The following is a 19,625-nucleotide window of genomic DNA, read 5'->3' as shown; positions in this document are numbered from 1 at the left end:
CATATGATTCTTTCTAATGAGTTGTTTGATCGCTTTTCATTATAGGTCATATGGGACTTTTTTTCTACACAAAAATAGGCTCCATAATATCCATAGGGGATTTACCCACTACAAATATTATAGAGCCCCTTTTAGGAGAAAAGTACTCCTAGAAGGCTATTTTCATAGGAAGAAATGTGGTATAATTAAGAGATAAAGTAAAGGGGAAAATATGGCTAAATTGATTCCAGGGAAGCTTCGAATGGAGGGAGCTCAACTCTACGAAACTGGTCAGATTGAAATTATCAAAGAGAAAGACCATCGCCTCTATGCGCGTGTAGCAGATGAAGAAATTCGCTATAGCCTGGATGATGATTTGGTTTTTTGTGCTTGTGATTTTTTCCAAAAAAGAGGTTTTTGTGTGCATTTGGCAGCACTAGAGCATTACCTGAAAAATGATCCGATTGGTCAGGAACTCTTGGAAAATCTGGAAAATGTGCACGAACAGAAAGAAGAAGTCGAAACTCAGGTTACTTTTGGAGGAAAGTTTTTAGAATCCATCCAAATTCCTAGTCTTTCTGAAATCTATCAGTTGTCTGCTCAGGGACAGATTGAAGCAGGGACTAATCGCATTATTTGGACTTTGAGAGTCGGTCTTATCCAGACGCAGAAATTTTATGTAATCCGAGATATTCCCCTTTTTCTGAAGGTTTTAGAAACTAGTAAACCCTACATGATTGGAAAGTTATATGAAACTTCCTTGAATATTCGTCAGTTTGATGAAAGTAGCCAATTTGTTCTAAATTTCCTTCAAGGAATTCTAGAAGATGAGGCTGAAAATGCCCTCTTTTTCCAAAATCAAGGTCGTCATCTCTATTTCCCGCTGTCTTTTTTTGAGCAGGGTGTTAGTCTGCTGATGGGCTTAGATGCATTTCAATTTGACCATCAGATTTCGAATTATCACCACCTTGTATTTCAAGATTTTGATGGTCAAGCAGGTTTGTTTACCTTTCAAATTGAAGAAAAGTCCAACTATTTTGAGATGGAAATTGTTCAACAGGTAGGGCTTAATTCGTTTTATAAGGGACAAGTCTTGTTTACTAAAGGTACATTTTATCTTCTGTCTAAAGAACAAGCTAGACTTATAGAAAAATTAAAAAAAGTATCTATCGATAAAAGTGGTAGAAAGATTTTACAATTTGATACCAGTGATCGAGACCTTTTAGCTTCGACCTTATCCCAGTTCAAAAACGTAGGAAAGGTAGAGGCTCCTGATGGGCTTCGAATTCAGTCTTTCCGTCCTTCTTTCTACATGGAAGGAGAAGAGGATGGCTCTATTCGCTTGGATATGCAGTTTCAGTATGAAACTTGCCTAGTAAGGAATCGTAATGAACTAGAGAATCTTCCATTTGCTAGCGATATTCAACTAGAGAAAGAGATTTTTCAACTAGCTCTATCAGCTGGATTTGAAGCAGATTTTCGTTCATGGCGTCAAAGTTTGAAAGCTGATGCAGTCCATGCCTTCTTCCAGGAAGTTTTGCCAGCCTTTGCAGCACTTGGAGAATTAAAGATTTCTGAAAGCTTGCAAGACCTTTATCAGGTTCAGAAGCCTCAAGTTCACATCTCATCCAAGGGAAACCTATTAGAAATTCAATTTGATTTTCAAGATATAGATCAAGAAGAAATCGATCGAGCGATGAAAGCGCTAGTTGAGAAGCAGGATTATTACATCAGCTCTTCGAATCAGGTTTACTATTTCGATGATCAGACCAAGCGTATCCGTCAGGATTTAGAAGAATTAGGGATAGAGGACCTACAAGATGGAGCTTTTCGAGCTCGTAAATCCCTAGCTTATACTCTATCTCATTTATTTAAGGACCAGGATCAAATTTCTTTCACCGAAGAATTTCGCAATCTGGCCCATGATTTGACGCATCCAGAAGATTTTCCGATGAAAGAGCTGAATATCCAAGCAGAACTTAGAGACTATCAGAAAAAGGGAATTCAGTGGCTTCAAATGCTTCACCATTATGGATTTGGTGGAATTTTAGCGGATGATATGGGGCTTGGGAAGACCTTGCAAACCATCGCCTTTTTAAGTAGTCAGGTTCAAGCAGATACTAGTGTCCTAATCCTTGCTCCGTCTGGCTTAATCTATAACTGGGCTGATGAATTTCAAAAGTTTGCTCCAGATTTGGATGTCGTAGTCGTGCATGGCTTAAAATCTCATCGAGAGTCAATTTTGGCAGAAAATCATCAGATTTATGTGACAAGCTATGCTACTTTCCGTCAAGATAGTGAAATTTATCGAGACCTATCTTTTGATTTTCTTTTTCTAGATGAAGCTCAAGTCATGAAAAATGCACAAACGAAGATTGCTCAAAGTTTACGACGATTTGTGGTTCCATCTGTCTTTGCACTATCAGGAACACCGATTGAAAATCATCTGGGAGAACTCTGGTCGATTTTTCAGATTGTCTTACCAGGCCTCTTACCTGCTAAGAAGGAGTTTATGAAACTATCAACTGAGAGAGTGGCTCAATTTATCAAACCCTTTGTCATGAGACGTAAGAAAGAAGAGGTTTTGACAGAGTTGCCTGACTTGATTGAAGTTGTCTATAAGAATGAACTGGAGGATCAACAAAAAGCTATCTATCTTGCTCAGCTTCAACAGATGCAGGAACGTTTGGGACAGGTAAGCGATTCGGAATTTCAACGAAATCGCGTCGAAATTTTGACTGGACTTATGCGTCTGCGTCAGATTTGTGATACGCCTGCGCTCTTTATGGAGGACTACCAAGGAGAGAGCGGAAAGCTGGATAGTTTACGAGATTTGCTGGTTCAGATTGCTGAAGGTGGGCATCGTGTACTTATTTTCTCACAATTTAGAGGTATGCTGGATCGGATTGAGCAAGAGCTGCCTGACTTAGGATTGACTTCCTTTAAAATTACGGGCTCAACTCCTTCACAAGAACGTCAGGAAATGACCAAGGCTTTTAACCAAGGGGAGCGCGATGTATTTTTAATTTCTCTAAAGGCTGGCGGGGTCGGTCTCAATCTCACTGGTGCCGATACAGTCATTTTAGTAGACTTATGGTGGAATCCTGCAGTTGAATCACAGGCTATCGGTCGCGCCCATCGTATGGGGCAAGAGCAAGCTGTTGAAGTTTATCGCCTTGTGACTCGAGGTACAATTGAAGAAAAGATTCAAGAATTACAAGAGAAAAAGAAAAATCTTGTTTCTGAAATCTTGGATGGAACAGAGTCTCGTGGTAGTTTGAGTCTAGCTGAAATACGAGAAATTTTAGGGATTTCATAAGCCTATACTTGAAAAATCAAGACATTACGCTATAATGGAGTATTGAAAGGAAATAAATATGACACAAAAACGATTTCCAATAGTGGCAGATGATGAAGTCATGTTGACAGAAATGCCAGTTATGAATCTCTACGATGAGTCTGATTTCATCAGTAATATAAAAGGTGATTACCAAGATAAAAACTACTTGGAATGGTCTCCAATCACTAAAGACAAAAAACAAGAGGAAGCAAAGCCTCTTGTAAAACCGATTGAGAAAAAAGAAAAATCCTATGCTGAATTAGCGCGTGAAGAAGCTCGTGCGGATTTGAAAAAGAAGCGCTCGGCTCGATATTTGACTCAGGATGTAAGTCATACGAGACGTCAACCGAAGACAAGCCAGGTGCGTCCAGCAAATCAACCGACAGCACCTTTTCAAAAGGAAAATCCAGGAGAATTTGCGAAATATAGTCAGAAGTTAGGTCAAACTCACTATATTTTGGCAGAAACAGTTTCTCAAGTGGAACTTCCAATTTCAGATGGTGAAACAAGTCGTTCCAAGAAAAACAATTATGACTTTTTAAAGAAAAGCCAAATTTATAACAAAAAAAGTAAACAAAAAGAACAAGAACGTCAAGTGGCTCAAGAGCTTAACTTGACTAGAATGAGCGAATAGAGGGGAAGAAAATGGCAAAAACCTATCATTTTATCGGAATCAAAGGATCAGGTATGAGTGCCTTGGCTTTGATGTTGCATCAAATGGGGCACAAGGTGCAAGGTTCTGACGTTGAAAAGTACTACTTTACACAACGTGGACTAGAGCAAGCAGGGATTACAATTTTACCTTTTGATGAAAAAAATCTTCAAGGTGATTTAGAAATTATCGCTGGTAATGCCTTCCGTCCAGATAACAATGTTGAAATTGCTTATGCGGACCAAAATGGTATCAGCTATAAACGTTATCATGAGTTTCTTGGTAGTTTTATGCGTGACTTTATCAGTATGGGAGTTGCTGGTGCACACGGTAAGACTTCAACAACTGGGATGCTTTCTCACGTCTTGTCACACATCACTGATACTAGCTACTTGATCGGAGATGGTACAGGTCGTGGTTCTGAAAATGCCAAGTATTTTGTCTTTGAATCAGACGAGTATGAGCGCCATTTCATGCCATATCACCCAGAATACTCTATCATTACTAACATCGATTTTGACCACCCTGACTATTTCACGAGCTTGGAAGATGTCTTCAACGCCTTCAATGATTATGCCAAACAAATTACTAAAGGCTTGTTCGTTTACGGTGAAGATGCTGAGTTGCGTAAGATTACGGCTAATGCTCCAATCTATTATTACGGTTTTGAAGCAGACAACAATGACTTTGTAGCCAGCGATTTACTTCGTTCTACAACAGGTTCAACCTTTACCGTTCACTTCCGTGGTCAAGAGTTGGGCCAATTCCACATTCCAACTTTCGGTCGCCACAACATCATGAATGCCACAGCAGTGATTGGTTTACTTTATACTGCTGGCTTTGACTTGAATTTAGTACGTGAACACTTGAAGACTTTTGGAGGAGTGAAACGTCGCTTTACAGAAAAGATTGTCAATGACACTGTTATCATCGATGATTTTGCTCACCATCCAACTGAAATCGTAGCGACTCTTGATGCTGCACGTCAAAAATACCCAAGCAAGGAAATCGTGGCTATCTTCCAACCACATACCTTTACTCGTACCATCGCCTTGTTGGATGATTTTGCTCAGGCCTTGAATCAGGCTGATGCAGTTTACCTCGCACAAATCTATGGATCTGCTCGTGAGGTGGATCATGGTGATGTCAAGGTAGAAGACCTTGCCAATAAAATCAACAAGAAACATCAAGTTATCACAGTTGAAAATGTTTCTCCACTCCTAGACCATGATAATGCTGTCTATGTTTTCATGGGAGCTGGCGATATCCAAACTTATGAATATTCATTCGAACGTCTCTTGTCTAATTTGACAAGCAATGTTCAGTAAGGAAGATCATGGAATTTCCAATTAAAATCAGGGAAGCACAGCAATCAGATATTGATCAGATTTGCTTGATACAAGAAAGTATTTCAAACACCCTAGAAATTATGAATAGAGAAATAATAGAAGAACGTATCCGCAACCATGCGGGTACGTTTCTCTTAGCTAGCCTGGATGACCAAGAGATTGCTTATATCGCTGCGGCGACACTTCCTATTCCCTCTTTAAGACAATGGATGCTTGAGATCGGAGATGAGGAATTCATTAGTGAGAACGCAATCATCCTTGAAGATTTAGCTGTCGATCCCGATATTCAGGGGCAAGGCTTTGGAACCTTGTTGCTAGCAGCTTTGAAGGAAGTTACCCGTCAGCAAAATAGACCAGGTATTTATTTGCTTTGTGAGGATGAGTTGCTGGCCTACTTTGAAATGAATGGATTTGTGGAACAAGGGATCGTAGATGGAGAAAGGAGCAGTGAGGTTGCCTTTCTCATGCGATGGCAGAATCCCTATTATCAGGAGGAACTATGATTATTAGACAAGCTAGATTGACAGATTTAGATCGTATCTTTGAAATTGAACTAGAAAATTTTTCAATTGAAGAAGCTATTCCCCATCCTGTTTTTGAAGCTCATCTGAAGAAAATTAAGACCAGTTTTTTAGTGGCTGAAAAAGAGGGCGAAATACTAGGCTATATTGAGGGACCAGTAGTCCCTCATCGATATTTACAAGACCAGTTCTTTACAGAAGACATTAAAGATTATAGCCATCAAAAAGGTGGCTATATCTCTGTGACTTGTCTATCCATTGCTAAGAAAGCTCAGGCATTAGGTGTCGGACGAAAATTATTGACCGCTTTAAAAGATCTCGCTCTTGAGCATGAGCGTGAGGGAATCAATCTGACCTGCCATGACTATCTCATTGGCTATTATGAGAAACATGGTTTTGTGAATGAAGGAAAATCCAAGTCGACATTTGCTGGTGAAGAATGGTATGATATGGTCTGGGAAAACACGAATTAGGCATCAGAAAGGCATCTATAGTTGCTTTTCTTTAGTTTTTAGGATATAATATTATGGATTATCAACAAGGAGGGAATACCTTTGAGCGAAAATTCAAAAGAAGAAAAGTTAAGTTTTAAAGAACAAATTTTAAGAGATTTAGAAAGATTGAAAAGAGAAGATGGCATTGCAAGTACTAAAAGTAACAACGATGCCTTGTTTTCAAATGTCAGTAATAGTTTAGAAGAGGAAAAACCAGCGGCAGAGTCTTCTGTAGAAGACTTGATGGTAGACTCAGTTTCACTAGTGGATGAACTGCTTGCTAAAGCTCCAACAGTTCCTCCACGTCCATCTTTGACATCAGAAGGACCTACTGATCCAGTTGCAGTTCCAGAAGAAGTTAAATCTGCTGAATCCGTTGTAGCTAAAGAACCAGTAGTGTCTACTGTAGATTCAGTTAAGCCTATTGCACCTGCTCAGTCAGTTCAAGAGGAGACTTCCTATACTGACATTTCTACTAGGATTCCAGTTTCTTATCGTACGAATCAGGCTAAACCAAGTCCTGCTCGAAAGAATATTAAACCTCAACCGAAACCAACAGTTCTTGCAAAAGAAACTCCAAGTCAAGTGCCAGTTGCTCCAGTTGAAACTAGAACTGAACTTCCTAGAAGAAGTCGTAAAGAATCAGTGAAACCAATCAAGAAAAAGAAAAAATCACGCTTGAAAAGATTTTTCGTAACAGTATTTGTTTTATTGATTTTACTAGGTGTGGGCGGATTCTTTGGTTACCGTTATGTCGAATCTGCACTCCAACCAGTTGATGCAAATTCAAAACAGTATGTCACGGTTCAGATTCCAGAAGGGGCCAATCTTCAGCAAATTGGTGATACCTTAGAAAACTCTGGATTGGTAAAACACGGTTTTATCTTTAGCCTTTATGCTAAGTATAAAGACTACAATGATTTGAAATCTGGTTATTATAATTTGCAAAAGAGCATGAGTACAGATGATATTATCAAAGAATTGCAAAAGGGGGGAACGCCTAAAGCTCAAGAGGTTGCACTTGCAAATCTTACAATCCCTGAAGGTTATACCCTTGATCAAATCGCACAAACGGTTGGTCAGCTTCAAGGAGACTTTAAAGAACCTTTGACTGCGGATGCCTTCCTGGCAAAAGTGCAAGATGAAACCTTCATCTCTCAATTAGTTGCTAAGTATCCAACCCTTCTTGAAAGTTTACCAACTAAGGAAAGTGGTGTTCGTTACCGTTTAGAAGGTTATCTTTTCCCAGCAACATATAGCATCAAAGAAAGCACAACTGTTGAAAGCTTGATTGATGAAATGGTGGCAGCTATGGACCAAAACTTGTCAGCACATTATGCTGCAATCAAAGAAAAGAACTTGACAGTGAATGAACTCCTCACCATCGCATCACTTGTGGAAAAAGAAGGGTTGAAAACTGATGATCGCAAACTGATCGCTGGAGTTTTCTATAATCGTTTGAACCTTGGTATGCCACTTCAGAGTAATATTGCTATTCTCTATGCAGAAGGTAAACTAGGACAAAATATTAGCTTGGCAGATGATGCAGCAATTGATACAACAATCAGTTCACCATATAATGATTATACGAACCTTGGCTTAATGCCTGGTCCAGTAGACAGTCCAAGTCTGGATGCAATTGAAGCAAGTATCAATCAAACTAAGAGCGACTATCTCTACTTTGTAGCCAATGTACAAGATGGTAAGGTTTACTTTGCAACGACACGAGAGGAACATGATCGAAACGTTGCAGAGCATGTTAACAGTAAATTGACACAATCAAGTAGTTCAAACTAACTCTTAGAACAAGATTTGCTATTAAATTCGTGAATGTAGAAGTAAAACTCTCTTTTTCACGATCAAAGCAAGTCACACAAGTCTTTCCGCAATGATTAGAAACGCCTGAAATTCACAAGTTTTAGGCGTTCGGAAATTACGAAAGTAAAAACTTACCTCTTATTTGAACCTGAGTCTAGAAGTGATAGAATCATTAGCTTTAGGCACAGATTTTAAAAGGTCGCTACTGACCAAAATCATTTAAGGAAAGCTTTTAAAAGACTTTGTCTTCATTGTAAAATTATGTGGTTTACCACATAATTTTGCTTTACTACCTAAAGAAATTTAAATTTAATCAAAAGAAAGTTGAGAAAAATGGCAGAAAAAACATATCCAATGACCCTTGAAGAAAAGGAAAAACTCGAAAAAGAATTAGAAGAGTTGAAACTAGTTCGTCGTCCAGAAGTTGTAGAACGCATCAAGATTGCGCGTTCATACGGTGACTTGTCAGAAAATAGTGAGTATGAAGCAGCTAAGGATGAGCAAGCCTTCGTTGAAGGACAAATCTCTAGCTTGGAAACAAAAATCCGTTATGCTGAGATTGTCAATAGCGATGCAGTTGCTCAAGATGAAGTTGCTATCGGGAAAACAGTCACTATCCAAGAAATTGGTGAAGACGACGAAGAAGTATATATCATCGTGGGATCAGCGGGTGCAGATGCCTTTGCAGGTAAAGTATCAAATGAAAGTCCAATTGGGCAAGCCTTGATTGGTAAGAAAACAGGTGATACCGCTACGATTGAAACACCTGTAGGAAGCTATGATGTTAAAATCTTAAAAGTAGAAAAAACAGTTTAATAGGAATAAAAAGAAGGAGTAGATATAGGGAAAGCGCTTCCTATCACTCCTTTTCTTAATTCTAAAAACTAGAGGAGACTATATGAATTCAGAAAATAAGCACAAAAAGAAAAATAAAATGGAACGTGGGTTAACCAATCGCCATGTTCAGGTTATGGCGATTGCAGGAACAATTGGAACAGGACTGTTTCTAGGAGCTGGACGTTCAATTAGTTTGACAGGTCCGTCAATCGTCTTGGTCTATATGATTACAGGTGGCTTTATGTATCTTATGATGCGTGCTATCGGGGAAATGTTGTACCAAGATCCGGAGCAACATACCTTTATCAACTTTATTACCCGTTATCTAGGTCAGGGTTGGGGTTACTTCTCAGTCTGGTCTTACTGGCTCTCAGTAGTCTTTATCGGAATGGCCGAGATCACGGCTATTGCTCACTATGTTCAGTTTTGGTTTCCATCCTGGCCATCTTGGTTGATTCAGGTTGTATTTCTGACAATACTCGGCTTAGTGAACTTGATTGCCGTTAAAATCTTTGGTGAAGTAGAATTTTGGTTTGCTATGATCAAAATCGTGGCCATTCTTGCCATGATTGCGACAGGTGTCTTTCTAGTTTTGACTGGCTTTGAAACGCCTTATGGTTCAGCAAGTCTTGCTAATATCAGTGAACACTTCTCACTTTTCCCAAATGGTGGGATGAACTTTGTCATGGCCTTCCAGATGGTTTTCTTTGCTTACTTGATGATTGAATTTATCGGTGTTACTACATCTGAAACTAAGGATCCAAGAAAAGTATTGCCTAAGGCTGTTAAGGAAATTCCCTTGCGAATTATCTTTTTCTACGGTGGAGCTCTCTTAGCTATTATGTCTATTATTCCTTGGCGTGAGCTTTCTGCAGCAGATTCACCATTTGTAACGGTATTTGAACTTGTTGGTCTTAAGTGGGCGGCTGCTTTGATTAACTTTGTTGTCTTGACTTCAGCTGCATCAGCCTTGAATTCAACCCTTTACTCAACAGGTCGTCATTTGTACCAAATTGCCCATGATTCACCAAATCGTTTCTTGAAAGCTATTAAGGCAGATACACTCTCACGTCACAACGTTCCTCAGAATGCTATCATTGCTTCTGCCGTATTGATTGGTTTTGCAGCCTTCATCAATGTCCTTCCAGGCGTATCAGATGCCTTTGCTTTGATTACAGCTTCTTCATCAGGTGTTTATATCGCCATTTACATCTTGATCATGGTAGCTCATCTCAAATATCGCAAGTCCAAAGACTTTATGTCAGATGGCTATCTCATGCCTCAATATCGCTTGCTAAATCCTTTAACAATGCTCTTCTTTATCTTTGTATTTGGAACTCTCTTCTTACAAGAATCAACTGTAATGGGAGCTAGAGGTTCAGCTATCTGGATTGTTGCATTTGGTATTTATAGCCAATGGAAATTTAGAAAATAAGTTAAACTCTCATCAACTCAGGTTGGTGAGTTATTTTAGTTTGACAGTTCTTTAAAATAGGAATATAATCAAGGCGTAAATGTCTTTGAGGAGGGTTTGATGCACATTAGATTGGAGAATACAGAGTCTCAGAAAGCGCAAAAAATCGGAGAGTTGATTCGCTCTTATAATCGTTCTAAAAGGGAAGCAGCTGAATGTGAGCCGCTAAACTTATATGTTGAAGATGAACATGGTCAACTCCTGGCTGGTTTAGTAGCAGAGACCTTTGGAAATTGGCTAGAAATCGAGTATTTGTTTGTAAAGGAGGGCTTGCGAGGACAAGGAATCGGCTCCCAACTATTGCAGCAAGCAGAGAGTGAAGCTAAAAAGAGAAACTGTCGCTTTGCTTTTGTAAATACTTATCAATTTCAAGCGCCAGCCTTTTATCAAAAGCATGGTTACCAGGAAGTTTTTACTATGAAAGACTATCCCTATACTGGACAAAGGCACTATTATCAAAAAGAGTTGTAAACGGAAAATGAACGATTGAAGAGGGTGGCACATCATAATGGAGGTGGGTTAATGGATATCATACTAGATATGGGTAATGTTCTACTGGAATGGAACAAGGATAAGATTTTGAAATCTGTAGCTAAAACTCAGAAAGATTATCTGATCTTAGACAAGGCGATTTTCCAGTCGGGGCTCTGGGAAAGATTGGACCTGGGGACCTTGACTCGAGAAGAATTGGTTGATAAGGTTCTTTCCCTATTAGGAGATTGCTATCAGAAAAAGGTTGAAGAAGTGATTTGGAATTGGCCAGCCTATATTGATATTTACACCGAAGACTTTCCGCTTCTTACAGGGTTAAAGGAAAAAGGTCATCGCATCTTTGTTTTGTCCAATACCTCACCAGTTTTTTATGAATTATTGAAAGACCAACTATATCCTTTAAATGGAATTTTAGATGGTTTCGTCCTTTCTTGTGATATTAAGGTCATCAAACCTGATCGAAAAATGTTTGAAGAAATTCTCCGTAAATATCAGTTGGATCCAGCAAATTGTGTCTTTCTTGATGATATAGCATACAACACTAAGATGGCTGAGACATTAGGTATCAAAGCCTACCAAGTCAAACAGAGAAGTGACGTTGTAGATATTTTGAAAAAATTTGAATAAGCAGAAAACTCTCTATCATTTAGTTGGTAGAGAGGTTTTTGTTAATAGAGATTAATTTAGTTTTCTTTAACAGATTAATTATATTATTTCTTTACGTTCAAAAATTTCTATGCTATACTTAGGCTGCATAGTAGAAAAATATTAGTCGGGGGCTAAATTGTTGAAGTCGAATTTAGTAGATAAAATAAAAGAAAAAGAAATTGATTACTGGGACTTTAAAAATGTAACTGCTTCAGGAATACATAAAATTAGTGCCTATCCAGCTACGATGGTTCCTGATATGCAATATGAATTAATTAAGCTAATTAAAAGTGAAGATTCATCTATTACAAATATTCTTGATCCTTTTCATGGTTCTGGAACAACTCTAGTGGAGGGAGAAAAGAATAACCTTTCTCCGATTGGCATAGATATTAACCCTTTAGCTAATCTTATTACAAAAGTTAAGCTACAAGGTGTTAACAAAAAATATATAGATATAGCAAACAATAGAATTGAGAAATTTTTAAAAAGCAATAGTTTCGAATTTGACAAACATTATTTTTATAATATAGAAAAATGGTATCGAAATGATTTTATAATGACGTTTAGTAAAATTCGTTGTGCTATTCAGAGAGAAAAATACAGATACGTAAGACAGTATTATTGGGTGTGTTTAATTAATATTTTAAAAAAATACAGTAATACAAGAAGTTCAACATTTAAATTGCACGTAAAAGAGCAAAACGATATTGAAAAGATGGAAAATCACATCGTTGAAGATTTTATAAAGAGCATTAACGAATACTCTCAATATTTACCTGATTATAACAGAAGAAAAAAAATTGATTTAAAAATTGGAAAATCGGAAGATATTTTATATGGAATGAAGAGCGATTCTGTTGATTTGATTGTAACTTCTCCTCCCTATGGAGATAATTCAACTACGGTAACATATGGACAGTATTCTATGTTACCAATTTACTGGATAGACAGAAAAGATATGGAAAGTTTTGACGAGAAATTAATAGATAATTATTCAAGTATTGACTCGAATAGTTTAGGGGGGAGAATTAGAAGAATTAAACAAAACTATCAATCAGATTGTTTAAATAAGTATGTTGAAAGTATAGCCACGGATAAGAGAAAAAAAGTTATGAATTTTATAACTGACTATTTGGATGTAATGGGACAAATGGGACGAATTATAAAAAAGAACAAAAGAATTGTTTTAACTTTAGGCAATCGACGAGTTGATAATAAAACGGTTCCTTTATCTAAAGTTACTCAAGAATATTTTGAGAGTATTGGATTTGAATTAGAAGCATCTATTACAAGAAATATACCTATTAAGAGAATGCCGAGAAGGTTATCGAATGTAAAAGATAAATCAGTGGAATCAATGAATCAAGAATATGTTTTGATATTAAGAAAAATAAAGGAGATTTAAATGTCCAATAAAGTTGAACAAGTACCTATTACTGTAGCAGGTAATATATTGAGTGAGTTATCAGAAAAAATTCCAAATAATATTATTGCTCTAAATGAGTTAATAAAAAATGCATACGATGCTTGTTCTCCTAGTGTCGATATTACATTGGATTCGGAATCTAGACTACTTACAATTCGAGACTACGGAATTGGTATGGATACGGAGGGAATTAAGAAATTATTCCACATATCAAGTAGTGATAAGAAATATGGAGAAATTATTTCTTATAAAGACACTGAACGCTTAACTCAGGGTTCAAAAGGTTTGGGATTCTTATCTGTTTTTAGATTTGGGAAAAAAGTATATTGGAAAACAGCTCAAAATACTCAGATCTCAGAGTTTACTGTAGATTTTGATTCTTTGGTTACTGAATATAATATAACAGATAAGCGTTTAGATGTTACTCTTTCAAGTTCAGGTGATTTTATAGGTACATTAATCCAAATTGAAATCAATGATTATAATGTTAATACTTTAAAAAAGTATCTTAGTGAAGAAGTTAATCGAAATAAAATTTTAAATTCTTTTATTGATGATAAAATATCTGACGGAAAAATTTCTGCCGATAAGAACTTTATTATAAAACTTAATATAGATGGAGAGATTAACTCAACCGATTATGAAATTCAATTACAGACACAAAATAGGCCTCAGCAGTTATTTGAAATAAATTATTCTTCGTCTGATCAAAATCTGGTCTTTAGGAAAGATGGTAAGGATATTTTTTCTGAAGAATTTAGTTTTAATTCAGATAGGTATTCTCTTGATATTAATTTAGCTGCCTATTATCTCGTTTCAAAAGCAAAACGTAAGATTAACCCTTTATTCTACAATCCTAATAATAACAATTTAACCCCATTGATTTACATCAATAATAATTTGTTTAACAACTATCTGTTATTTGATACTGAATTAATGATTACAAAAAAATATAGCGAAGTATTAAAACAATTAATAGGTTATATTTCTATTAAATCTAGTGATCCATCAATACAGTTCAATTCTGACCGGACTCAATTTTCTCAGAGTAAGTTAACTGATGATATAGCAAATTTCATTGAAAAAATAAACGAAAAAATTCAGAGAATCGGTTCCTTGTTAAAAAATGAATTAAGAGATTTTTCTCACGAAACATTTATTCAAAGTAGGATAGCTGAAGAAGAGACTTCTGATCTCAGCAATCTTAAAAAATGTATTATACCAAATTTTAAATTAAAAGATTTTATAATTTTTGAAAAACAAGGAGACAAATTAAAATGTACTCTTTTTGATAAGGAAATTCTATTGGATATTATTCCAAAGACTAAAGAAACAATAAATTTTGGGGTAGTTGAATCATGGATTGATATAGATGATTTAGACAAGAAGATTCCTAATTTAAAGGAATTAATTCAAGTTGCTACAGACATTTATTTTAACGAAGAAAAAGTGAGTGAATTTAATAAACTCCAAGAAGGGGAATGGGTGATTAGTCAAGAGACAGATACTACGGTATCTTCTCTAAAGATAATTTTAAGGAAGCCGGCTCAACCTAAAATCAGTCAAAAAGGAAATATACTCAAGAAGGGGATAGATTATAAAGTTGATAATTTATTCAATTTTACAAATAGTTTTGGTGAAGAGGATAAGGGCTTACATTTTGAAATTGATACAAAAAATAATCCTACTATTAATTTTAATAAAGGTATAATAAGTTTTGGCCGATTAAATGAAAATACAATTGCAATTAAAATAACAGATAAGAAAACAAGGCTTATTCATGAGGCTGATTTTACGTTTAGAGTAGTAGAGGATAACTTTTATATTGCTCAACCAGAATCGTCTAGTAGTAATTTAGTCAGTATGCCTATAAACAAAGAAGTTAACTTTAGGTCAGATGTTGTCAGTTTTATAGGAGAAATTAATCGAATTTTTAGTACTGAAGATTATAGTTTTGTAGCAGTTGCTGCTTATCGAACTTTAATTGAAATTGTTGTAAATGATATTTTGGATAACAGTAAAATAGGTAAGACAGAAAGTTTATTGCAAAACTATAGAAAAGTAATTGAAGAAGGAAAAGATTTGATTGACAGTAGTGAATTAGACGATGCGGATAAGCGAGTTTTGAATTCTTTACGTAGCACAATTAGTTCTAGAGATGAAAGTGAAAGCTTTTTAGCATTTCTTAACCTGTCAACGCATGGGGGAACTAGAATTATAACAAAAGTTGATGTAATGAAAAAAACACAAGAAATAAAATTGCTATTAGGCTTACTATATATTTCTGGTTTGAATAAAGAAAAGTAATTTTGAATTTTAAATATAAGATGTAGTTTTAAATATGGTGGTTTTTTATATAAAAGTTATGTTAAATGGGCTACAAGAACTATGACTAAGCTCTTGCTTGAAAGTTTAGGCATTAAAGCCTACCAAGTCAAACAGAGAAGTGACGTTGTAGATATTTTGAAAAAATTTGAATAAACAGAGAACTCTCTATCATGTAGGTGGTAGAGAGGCTTTTTGTTAAAAAAATCTCACAAAATGACAGATATATATTGCATAATGTAAAATATATGATATAATAAAGTTAAAAAAAGAAGCGCGACTTTTAAAATTAAGGAGGAGGTAACAAGTGGCTAAGAATTTAAAATTAAAACTAGCTCGAGTAGAGCTTGATATGACGCAGGGTGATTTGGCAGAAGCTGTGGGTGTCACTAGGCAGACTATCGGTTTGATAGAAGCTGGAAAGTACAATCCTTCGCTTTCACTTTGCCAATCCATTTGCAGATGCCTAGGGAAAACTCTAGATCAATTATTTTGGGAGGAAGAAGATGAAAAATAAATTTTATTATTATCAATTACTAGACGAAAGAGAAGAACAACTGATGAATAAAGCATGGGCAGAGAGTTTTCATATCTCTATCGGATTGTTGTTTCTAGCTTATATCATATCAGTGTTAGCACCAAGCCTATTTACTCCCAGCATGCTTCTCGTTATTATCATCATAGGGAATTTTTACTTTTTCAATCGTGCTCGAAGTCTAGGTGTGACCTACTATAGTCGTTTTCATTTTACAATTTTAGGATGCCTATTATTAACTCTAGTGATTACAGCTAGCTTGATGCTACAAAACTACCAGTTTAATATCGAAATTTATCAGCACAATCCTCTGTATATTAAGTACATTTATGCATGTGTATTTACTTATATCTTTTATCTTCCTTGGGTATTTATTGGCAACTTAGGCTTGAAAAGTTATGGTGAATGGGCCCAGAAAAAGTTTGAGCAGGATATGGATGAACTTGAGAGTATGGAATAGCTTGTTAGCTTTTTCTCCATCTTGGTAAAATGTGTTATAATAGTACTAATTTATGAGAAAAGAAGAAATATTTTCATCTTTTTACAAATAGGGAAGAAGGACAGTATATGTACCCAGATGACAGTTTAACATTGCACACAGATTTGTATCAGATTAACATGATGCAGGTTTACTTCGACCAAGGAATTCATAACAAGAAAGCAGTTTTTGAAGTTTATTTCCGCCAACAACCGTTTAAAAATGGTTATGCTGTTTTTGCAGGTTTGGAACGAATTGTGAACTACCTAGAAAACCTGCGCTTTTCTGATAGCGATATAGCTTATTTGGAGTCACTTGGTTATCATGGCGCCTTCTTGGAATATCTCCGTAATCTCAAGTTAGAGTTGACGGTGCGTTCTGCTCAAGAAGGGGACTTGATATTTGCCAATGAACCGATCGTTCAAGTGGAAGGACCTTTGGCGCAGTGTCAATTGGTTGAAACAGCTCTTTTAAATATTGTTAATTTTCAAACCTTGATTGCGACTAAGGCTGCTCGTATTCGCTCGGTCATTGAAGATGAACCTCTGATGGAGTTCGGTACACGTCGTGCGCAAGAGATGGATGCAGCTATCTGGGGAACACGTGCGGCTGTCATTGGTGGTGCTAATGGAACCAGTAATGTCCGTGCTGGTAAGCTCTTTGGAATTCCGGTTTTAGGGACTCATGCTCATGCTTTAGTTCAAGTCTATGGCAATGATTATCAGGCCTTCAAGGCTTATGCCTCAACTCACCGTGATTGTGTCTTTCTTGTAGATACTTATGATACTCTTCGTATCGGTGTTCCTGCTGCCATTCAGGTTGCAAGAGAATTAGGTGACAAGATTAACTTTAAGGGCGTTCGTATTGACTCTGGTGATATTGCCTATATTTCTAAAAAAGTTCGTCAACAACTGGACGAGGCAGGATTCACTGATGCTAAGATTTATGCATCCAATGACCTTGATGAAAATACCATCCTTAACCTCAAGATGCAAAAAGCTAAGATTGATGTCTGGGGTGTAGGAACTAAGCTCATTACAGCCTATGACCAACCAGCTCTAGGAGCGGTTTATAAGGTTGTTGCCATTGAAGATGAAAATGGTCAGATGCGCAATACTATCAAACTTTCAAACAATGCAGAGAAGGTTTCAACACCAGGTAAGAAGCAAGTTTGGCGCATCACCAGCCGTGAAAAAGGCAAGTCTGAAGGTGACTACATTACCTACGATGGTGTAGATGTTACTAGTATGACGGAGATTAAGATGTTCCATCCGACCTATACTTACATCAAGAAAACTGTCCGCAATTTTGATGCCGTTCCTCTCTTGGTGAACATCTTCAAGGACGGTAAGTTGGTCTATGATTTACCAAGTCTTCCTGAAATTCAGGCCTATGCTCGTAAGGAATTTGACAAGCTTTGGGACGAATACAAACGTGTTCTTAACCCACAACATTATCCTGTGGACTTGGCTCTTGATGTATGGCAAGACAAGATGGACTTGATTGATAAGATGCGTAAGAAAGCTCTGGGCGAAGGAGAAGAAGAATGAGTTTGCAAGAGACCATTATCCAACAACTAGGCGTTAAACCAGTCATTGATGCTCAAGAAGAAATTCGTCGTTCCATTGACTTTTTGAAAAAATACCTTAAAAAACATCCTTTCCTTAAAAGTTTTGTATTAGGAATTTCTGGTGGTCAAGACTCGACTTTAGCTGGTCGCCTTGCCCAACTAGCTATGGAAGAAATGCGAGCTGAAACCGGTGATGATTCTTATAAATTTATAGCAGTTCGCCTGCCTTATGGAATTCAAGCAGATGAGGATGATGCTCAAAAAGCCCTAGCTTTTATCCAACCAGATGTGAGTTTGGTGGTCAATATCAAGGATTCTGTAGATGCAATGGCATCGGCAGTAGAAGCTACAGGCAGTGCAGTTTCCGATTTTAATAAAGGAAATATCAAGGCTCGTAGCCGTATGATTGCCCAATATGCCCTTGCAGGTGCTCATAGCGGAGCTGTTATCGGGACAGACCATGCTGCGGAAAATATCACAGGTTTCTTTACCAAGTTTGGTGATGGTGGTGCAGATATTCTCCCCCTCTATCGCCTCAATAAACGCCAAGGAAAACAACTTTTGAAAGAGCTTGGAGCTGATTCAGCCCTCTATGAAAAAGTTCCAACAGCAGATTTGGAAGAAGAAAAACCAGGCATTGCAGACGAAGTAGCCTTGGGAGTCACTTACAATGAAATTGATGATTATCTCGAAGGTAAACAAGTAAGCCCAGAAGCCCAAGCAACCATTGAAAAATGGTGGTACAAAGGCCAACACAAACGCCACCTCCCAATCACTGTATTTGATACGTTTTGGGAGTAAAAATCTCCAGTGGAGGTTTTTACCCCGAGTCTTGAAACAGGAGAACGAGGCAGGTCCGGGAGCCCTTTTTACCTTCTTACCTTGAAATTAGAAAGTGAGCTACGATTATGAAAGCACTAGGTACACAAACTATAGAGACAGAACGTTTGATATTGAGGAGATTTGTGGAAACTGATGCTCAAGCTATGTTTGATAATTGGGCTTCACGCTCAGAAAATCTGACTTATGTGACTTGGGATCCACACCTGAATATTGAACAGACTCAAAATTCTATTGGCAATTGGGTTAAATCCTATGACAATCCTGATTACTACAAATGGGCTATTTGTCTCAAAGAAAATCCAGACTATGTCATTGGAGATATTAGTCTGGTCAGTGTGGATGAAGAAAATTCTAGCTGTGAAATCGGGTATATCTTAGGGCTGGACTACTGGGGGCAAGGACTCATGACAGAAGCCTTGAAGGCTGTTTTATCATACTGTTTGGATGAGATTAGATTTAAAGAGGTTAATGCTTGCTATGCAAGTTTAAATCCAGCTTCTGGACGTGTCATGGAAAAGGCTGGCATGACTTTTTGGAAGACTATTCCAAATGAAGTTGAACAAAAACGTTATATAGCTGATAAGATTTATTATCAAGTCAAAAAATAAGATGGAAAAGCGAGACTTTTCCATCTTATTTTTTATTATAGTTATTTAGTTTTAAAAAAGCACTCTAAACATTCAAAGATATTTGGGACTTCCCTTAATAAATCTCTCACTTTCTTTTTCAAGACAGCCCAAGCTTGCTCAATGGGATTCAAATCTGGTGAATAAGGTGGTAGAGGTAAGAAAAAGTGTTTATCTTTGACGCAAAGTTCATCCAAAATTTTCTTGGAATGAAA

At 36.9% G+C, this 19,625-nt stretch carries 18 protein-coding genes; 17 read left to right on the top strand and 1 reads right to left on the bottom strand.

The genetic code is table 11. The features are described from left to right. Window positions 1–211 precede the first annotated feature (211 nt). The 17 genes from QM911_RS08440 to QM911_RS08360 all read left to right on the top strand — a co-directional run bounded on the left by QM911_RS08440 (window position 212) and on the right by QM911_RS08360 (window position 19,392). Entirely contained in the window at window positions 212–3,298 is a 3,087-nt protein-coding gene (locus QM911_RS08440) for a DEAD/DEAH box helicase (RefSeq protein WP_414313711.1), read from the top strand. A 58-nt stretch (window positions 3,299–3,356) separates the two neighbouring features. Continuing rightward, window positions 3,357–3,953 (top strand): cystathionine gamma-synthase, encoded by a 597-nt coding sequence (locus tag QM911_RS08435; protein WP_414313710.1) that lies wholly within the window; start codon window positions 3,357–3,359, stop codon window positions 3,951–3,953. A gap of 11 nt (window positions 3,954–3,964) precedes the next feature. Beyond that, on the top strand, window positions 3,965–5,299 hold the full coding sequence (murC, locus tag QM911_RS08430) for a UDP-N-acetylmuramate--L-alanine ligase (protein WP_316108236.1): 1,335 nt from the start codon (window positions 3,965–3,967) through the stop codon (window positions 5,297–5,299). An 8-nt stretch (window positions 5,300–5,307) separates the two neighbouring features. Then, on the top strand, window positions 5,308–5,823 hold the full coding sequence (locus tag QM911_RS08425) for a GNAT family N-acetyltransferase (RefSeq protein WP_414313709.1): 516 nt from the start codon (window positions 5,308–5,310) through the stop codon (window positions 5,821–5,823). Continuing rightward, entirely contained in the window at window positions 5,820–6,314 is a 495-nt protein-coding gene (locus tag QM911_RS08420) for a GNAT family N-acetyltransferase (RefSeq protein WP_414313708.1), read from the top strand. Before QM911_RS08425 ends, QM911_RS08420 begins: the two co-directional genes overlap by 4 nt. A gap of 75 nt (window positions 6,315–6,389) precedes the next feature. Continuing rightward, a complete protein-coding gene (gene mltG / locus QM911_RS08415) occupies window positions 6,390–8,132 on the top strand; it encodes an endolytic transglycosylase MltG (RefSeq protein ID WP_414313712.1) in 1,743 nt (580 codons plus the stop codon). Between the two features lie 354 nt (window positions 8,133–8,486). After that, the gene (gene greA / locus QM911_RS08410) at window positions 8,487–8,969 is read left to right on the top strand and encodes a transcription elongation factor GreA (RefSeq protein WP_000818756.1); all 483 of its coding nucleotides are present in this window, start codon (window positions 8,487–8,489) and stop codon (window positions 8,967–8,969) included. Between the two features lie 82 nt (window positions 8,970–9,051). Then, window positions 9,052–10,425: an amino acid permease gene (locus QM911_RS08405; RefSeq protein WP_414267167.1), complete on the top strand. Its 1,374-nt coding sequence runs from the start codon at window positions 9,052–9,054 to the stop codon at window positions 10,423–10,425. Between the two features lie 99 nt (window positions 10,426–10,524). After that, window positions 10,525–10,935: a GNAT family N-acetyltransferase gene (locus QM911_RS08400; RefSeq protein ID WP_414313707.1), complete on the top strand. Its 411-nt coding sequence runs from the start codon at window positions 10,525–10,527 to the stop codon at window positions 10,933–10,935. A gap of 51 nt (window positions 10,936–10,986) precedes the next feature. Beyond that, the gene (locus QM911_RS08395; RefSeq protein WP_414313706.1) at window positions 10,987–11,583 is read left to right on the top strand and encodes an HAD family hydrolase; all 597 of its coding nucleotides are present in this window, start codon (window positions 10,987–10,989) and stop codon (window positions 11,581–11,583) included. Window positions 11,584–11,743: 160 nt separating this feature from the next. Beyond that, window positions 11,744–13,012, top strand: a complete 1,269-nt coding sequence (locus QM911_RS08390; protein WP_228113878.1) for a DNA methyltransferase — start codon at window positions 11,744–11,746, stop codon at window positions 13,010–13,012. Beyond that, window positions 13,013–15,340 (top strand): ATP-binding protein, encoded by a 2,328-nt coding sequence (locus QM911_RS08385; RefSeq protein ID WP_414313705.1) that lies wholly within the window; start codon window positions 13,013–13,015, stop codon window positions 15,338–15,340. It abuts the gene before it with no gap. 325 nt (window positions 15,341–15,665) lie between these two features. Next, the gene (locus tag QM911_RS08380; protein ID WP_001107501.1) at window positions 15,666–15,875 is read left to right on the top strand and encodes a helix-turn-helix transcriptional regulator; all 210 of its coding nucleotides are present in this window, start codon (window positions 15,666–15,668) and stop codon (window positions 15,873–15,875) included. After that, the gene (locus tag QM911_RS08375) at window positions 15,865–16,353 is read left to right on the top strand and encodes a DUF6773 family protein (protein ID WP_153225154.1); all 489 of its coding nucleotides are present in this window, start codon (window positions 15,865–15,867) and stop codon (window positions 16,351–16,353) included. The genes QM911_RS08380 and QM911_RS08375 overlap by 11 nt, the downstream gene beginning before the upstream one ends. Window positions 16,354–16,460: 107 nt before the next feature. Beyond that, window positions 16,461–17,921 (top strand): nicotinate phosphoribosyltransferase, encoded by a 1,461-nt coding sequence (locus QM911_RS08370; protein ID WP_414313704.1) that lies wholly within the window; start codon window positions 16,461–16,463, stop codon window positions 17,919–17,921. Next, window positions 17,918–18,742: an ammonia-dependent NAD(+) synthetase gene (gene nadE / locus QM911_RS08365; protein WP_414313703.1), complete on the top strand. Its 825-nt coding sequence runs from the start codon at window positions 17,918–17,920 to the stop codon at window positions 18,740–18,742. Before QM911_RS08370 ends, nadE begins: the two co-directional genes overlap by 4 nt. Window positions 18,743–18,849: 107 nt before the next feature. Next, entirely contained in the window at window positions 18,850–19,392 is a 543-nt protein-coding gene (locus tag QM911_RS08360) for a GNAT family N-acetyltransferase (RefSeq protein ID WP_414313702.1), read from the top strand. A gap of 41 nt (window positions 19,393–19,433) precedes the next feature. On the opposite strand, the gene QM911_RS08355 is transcribed toward QM911_RS08360, so the two are convergent. After that, window positions 19,434–19,625: transposase (locus QM911_RS08355; RefSeq protein WP_414313701.1), on the bottom strand; the 192-nt coding region annotated here is incomplete at its 5' end.

Source organism: Streptococcus infantis, from assembly GCF_047460825.1.
GTDB classification, from domain to species: Bacteria; Bacillota; Bacilli; order Lactobacillales; family Streptococcaceae; genus Streptococcus; species Streptococcus infantis_V.
Note: the sequence above shows the minus strand (reverse complement) of the source record. Positions and strands in the feature narration are given on the sequence as shown.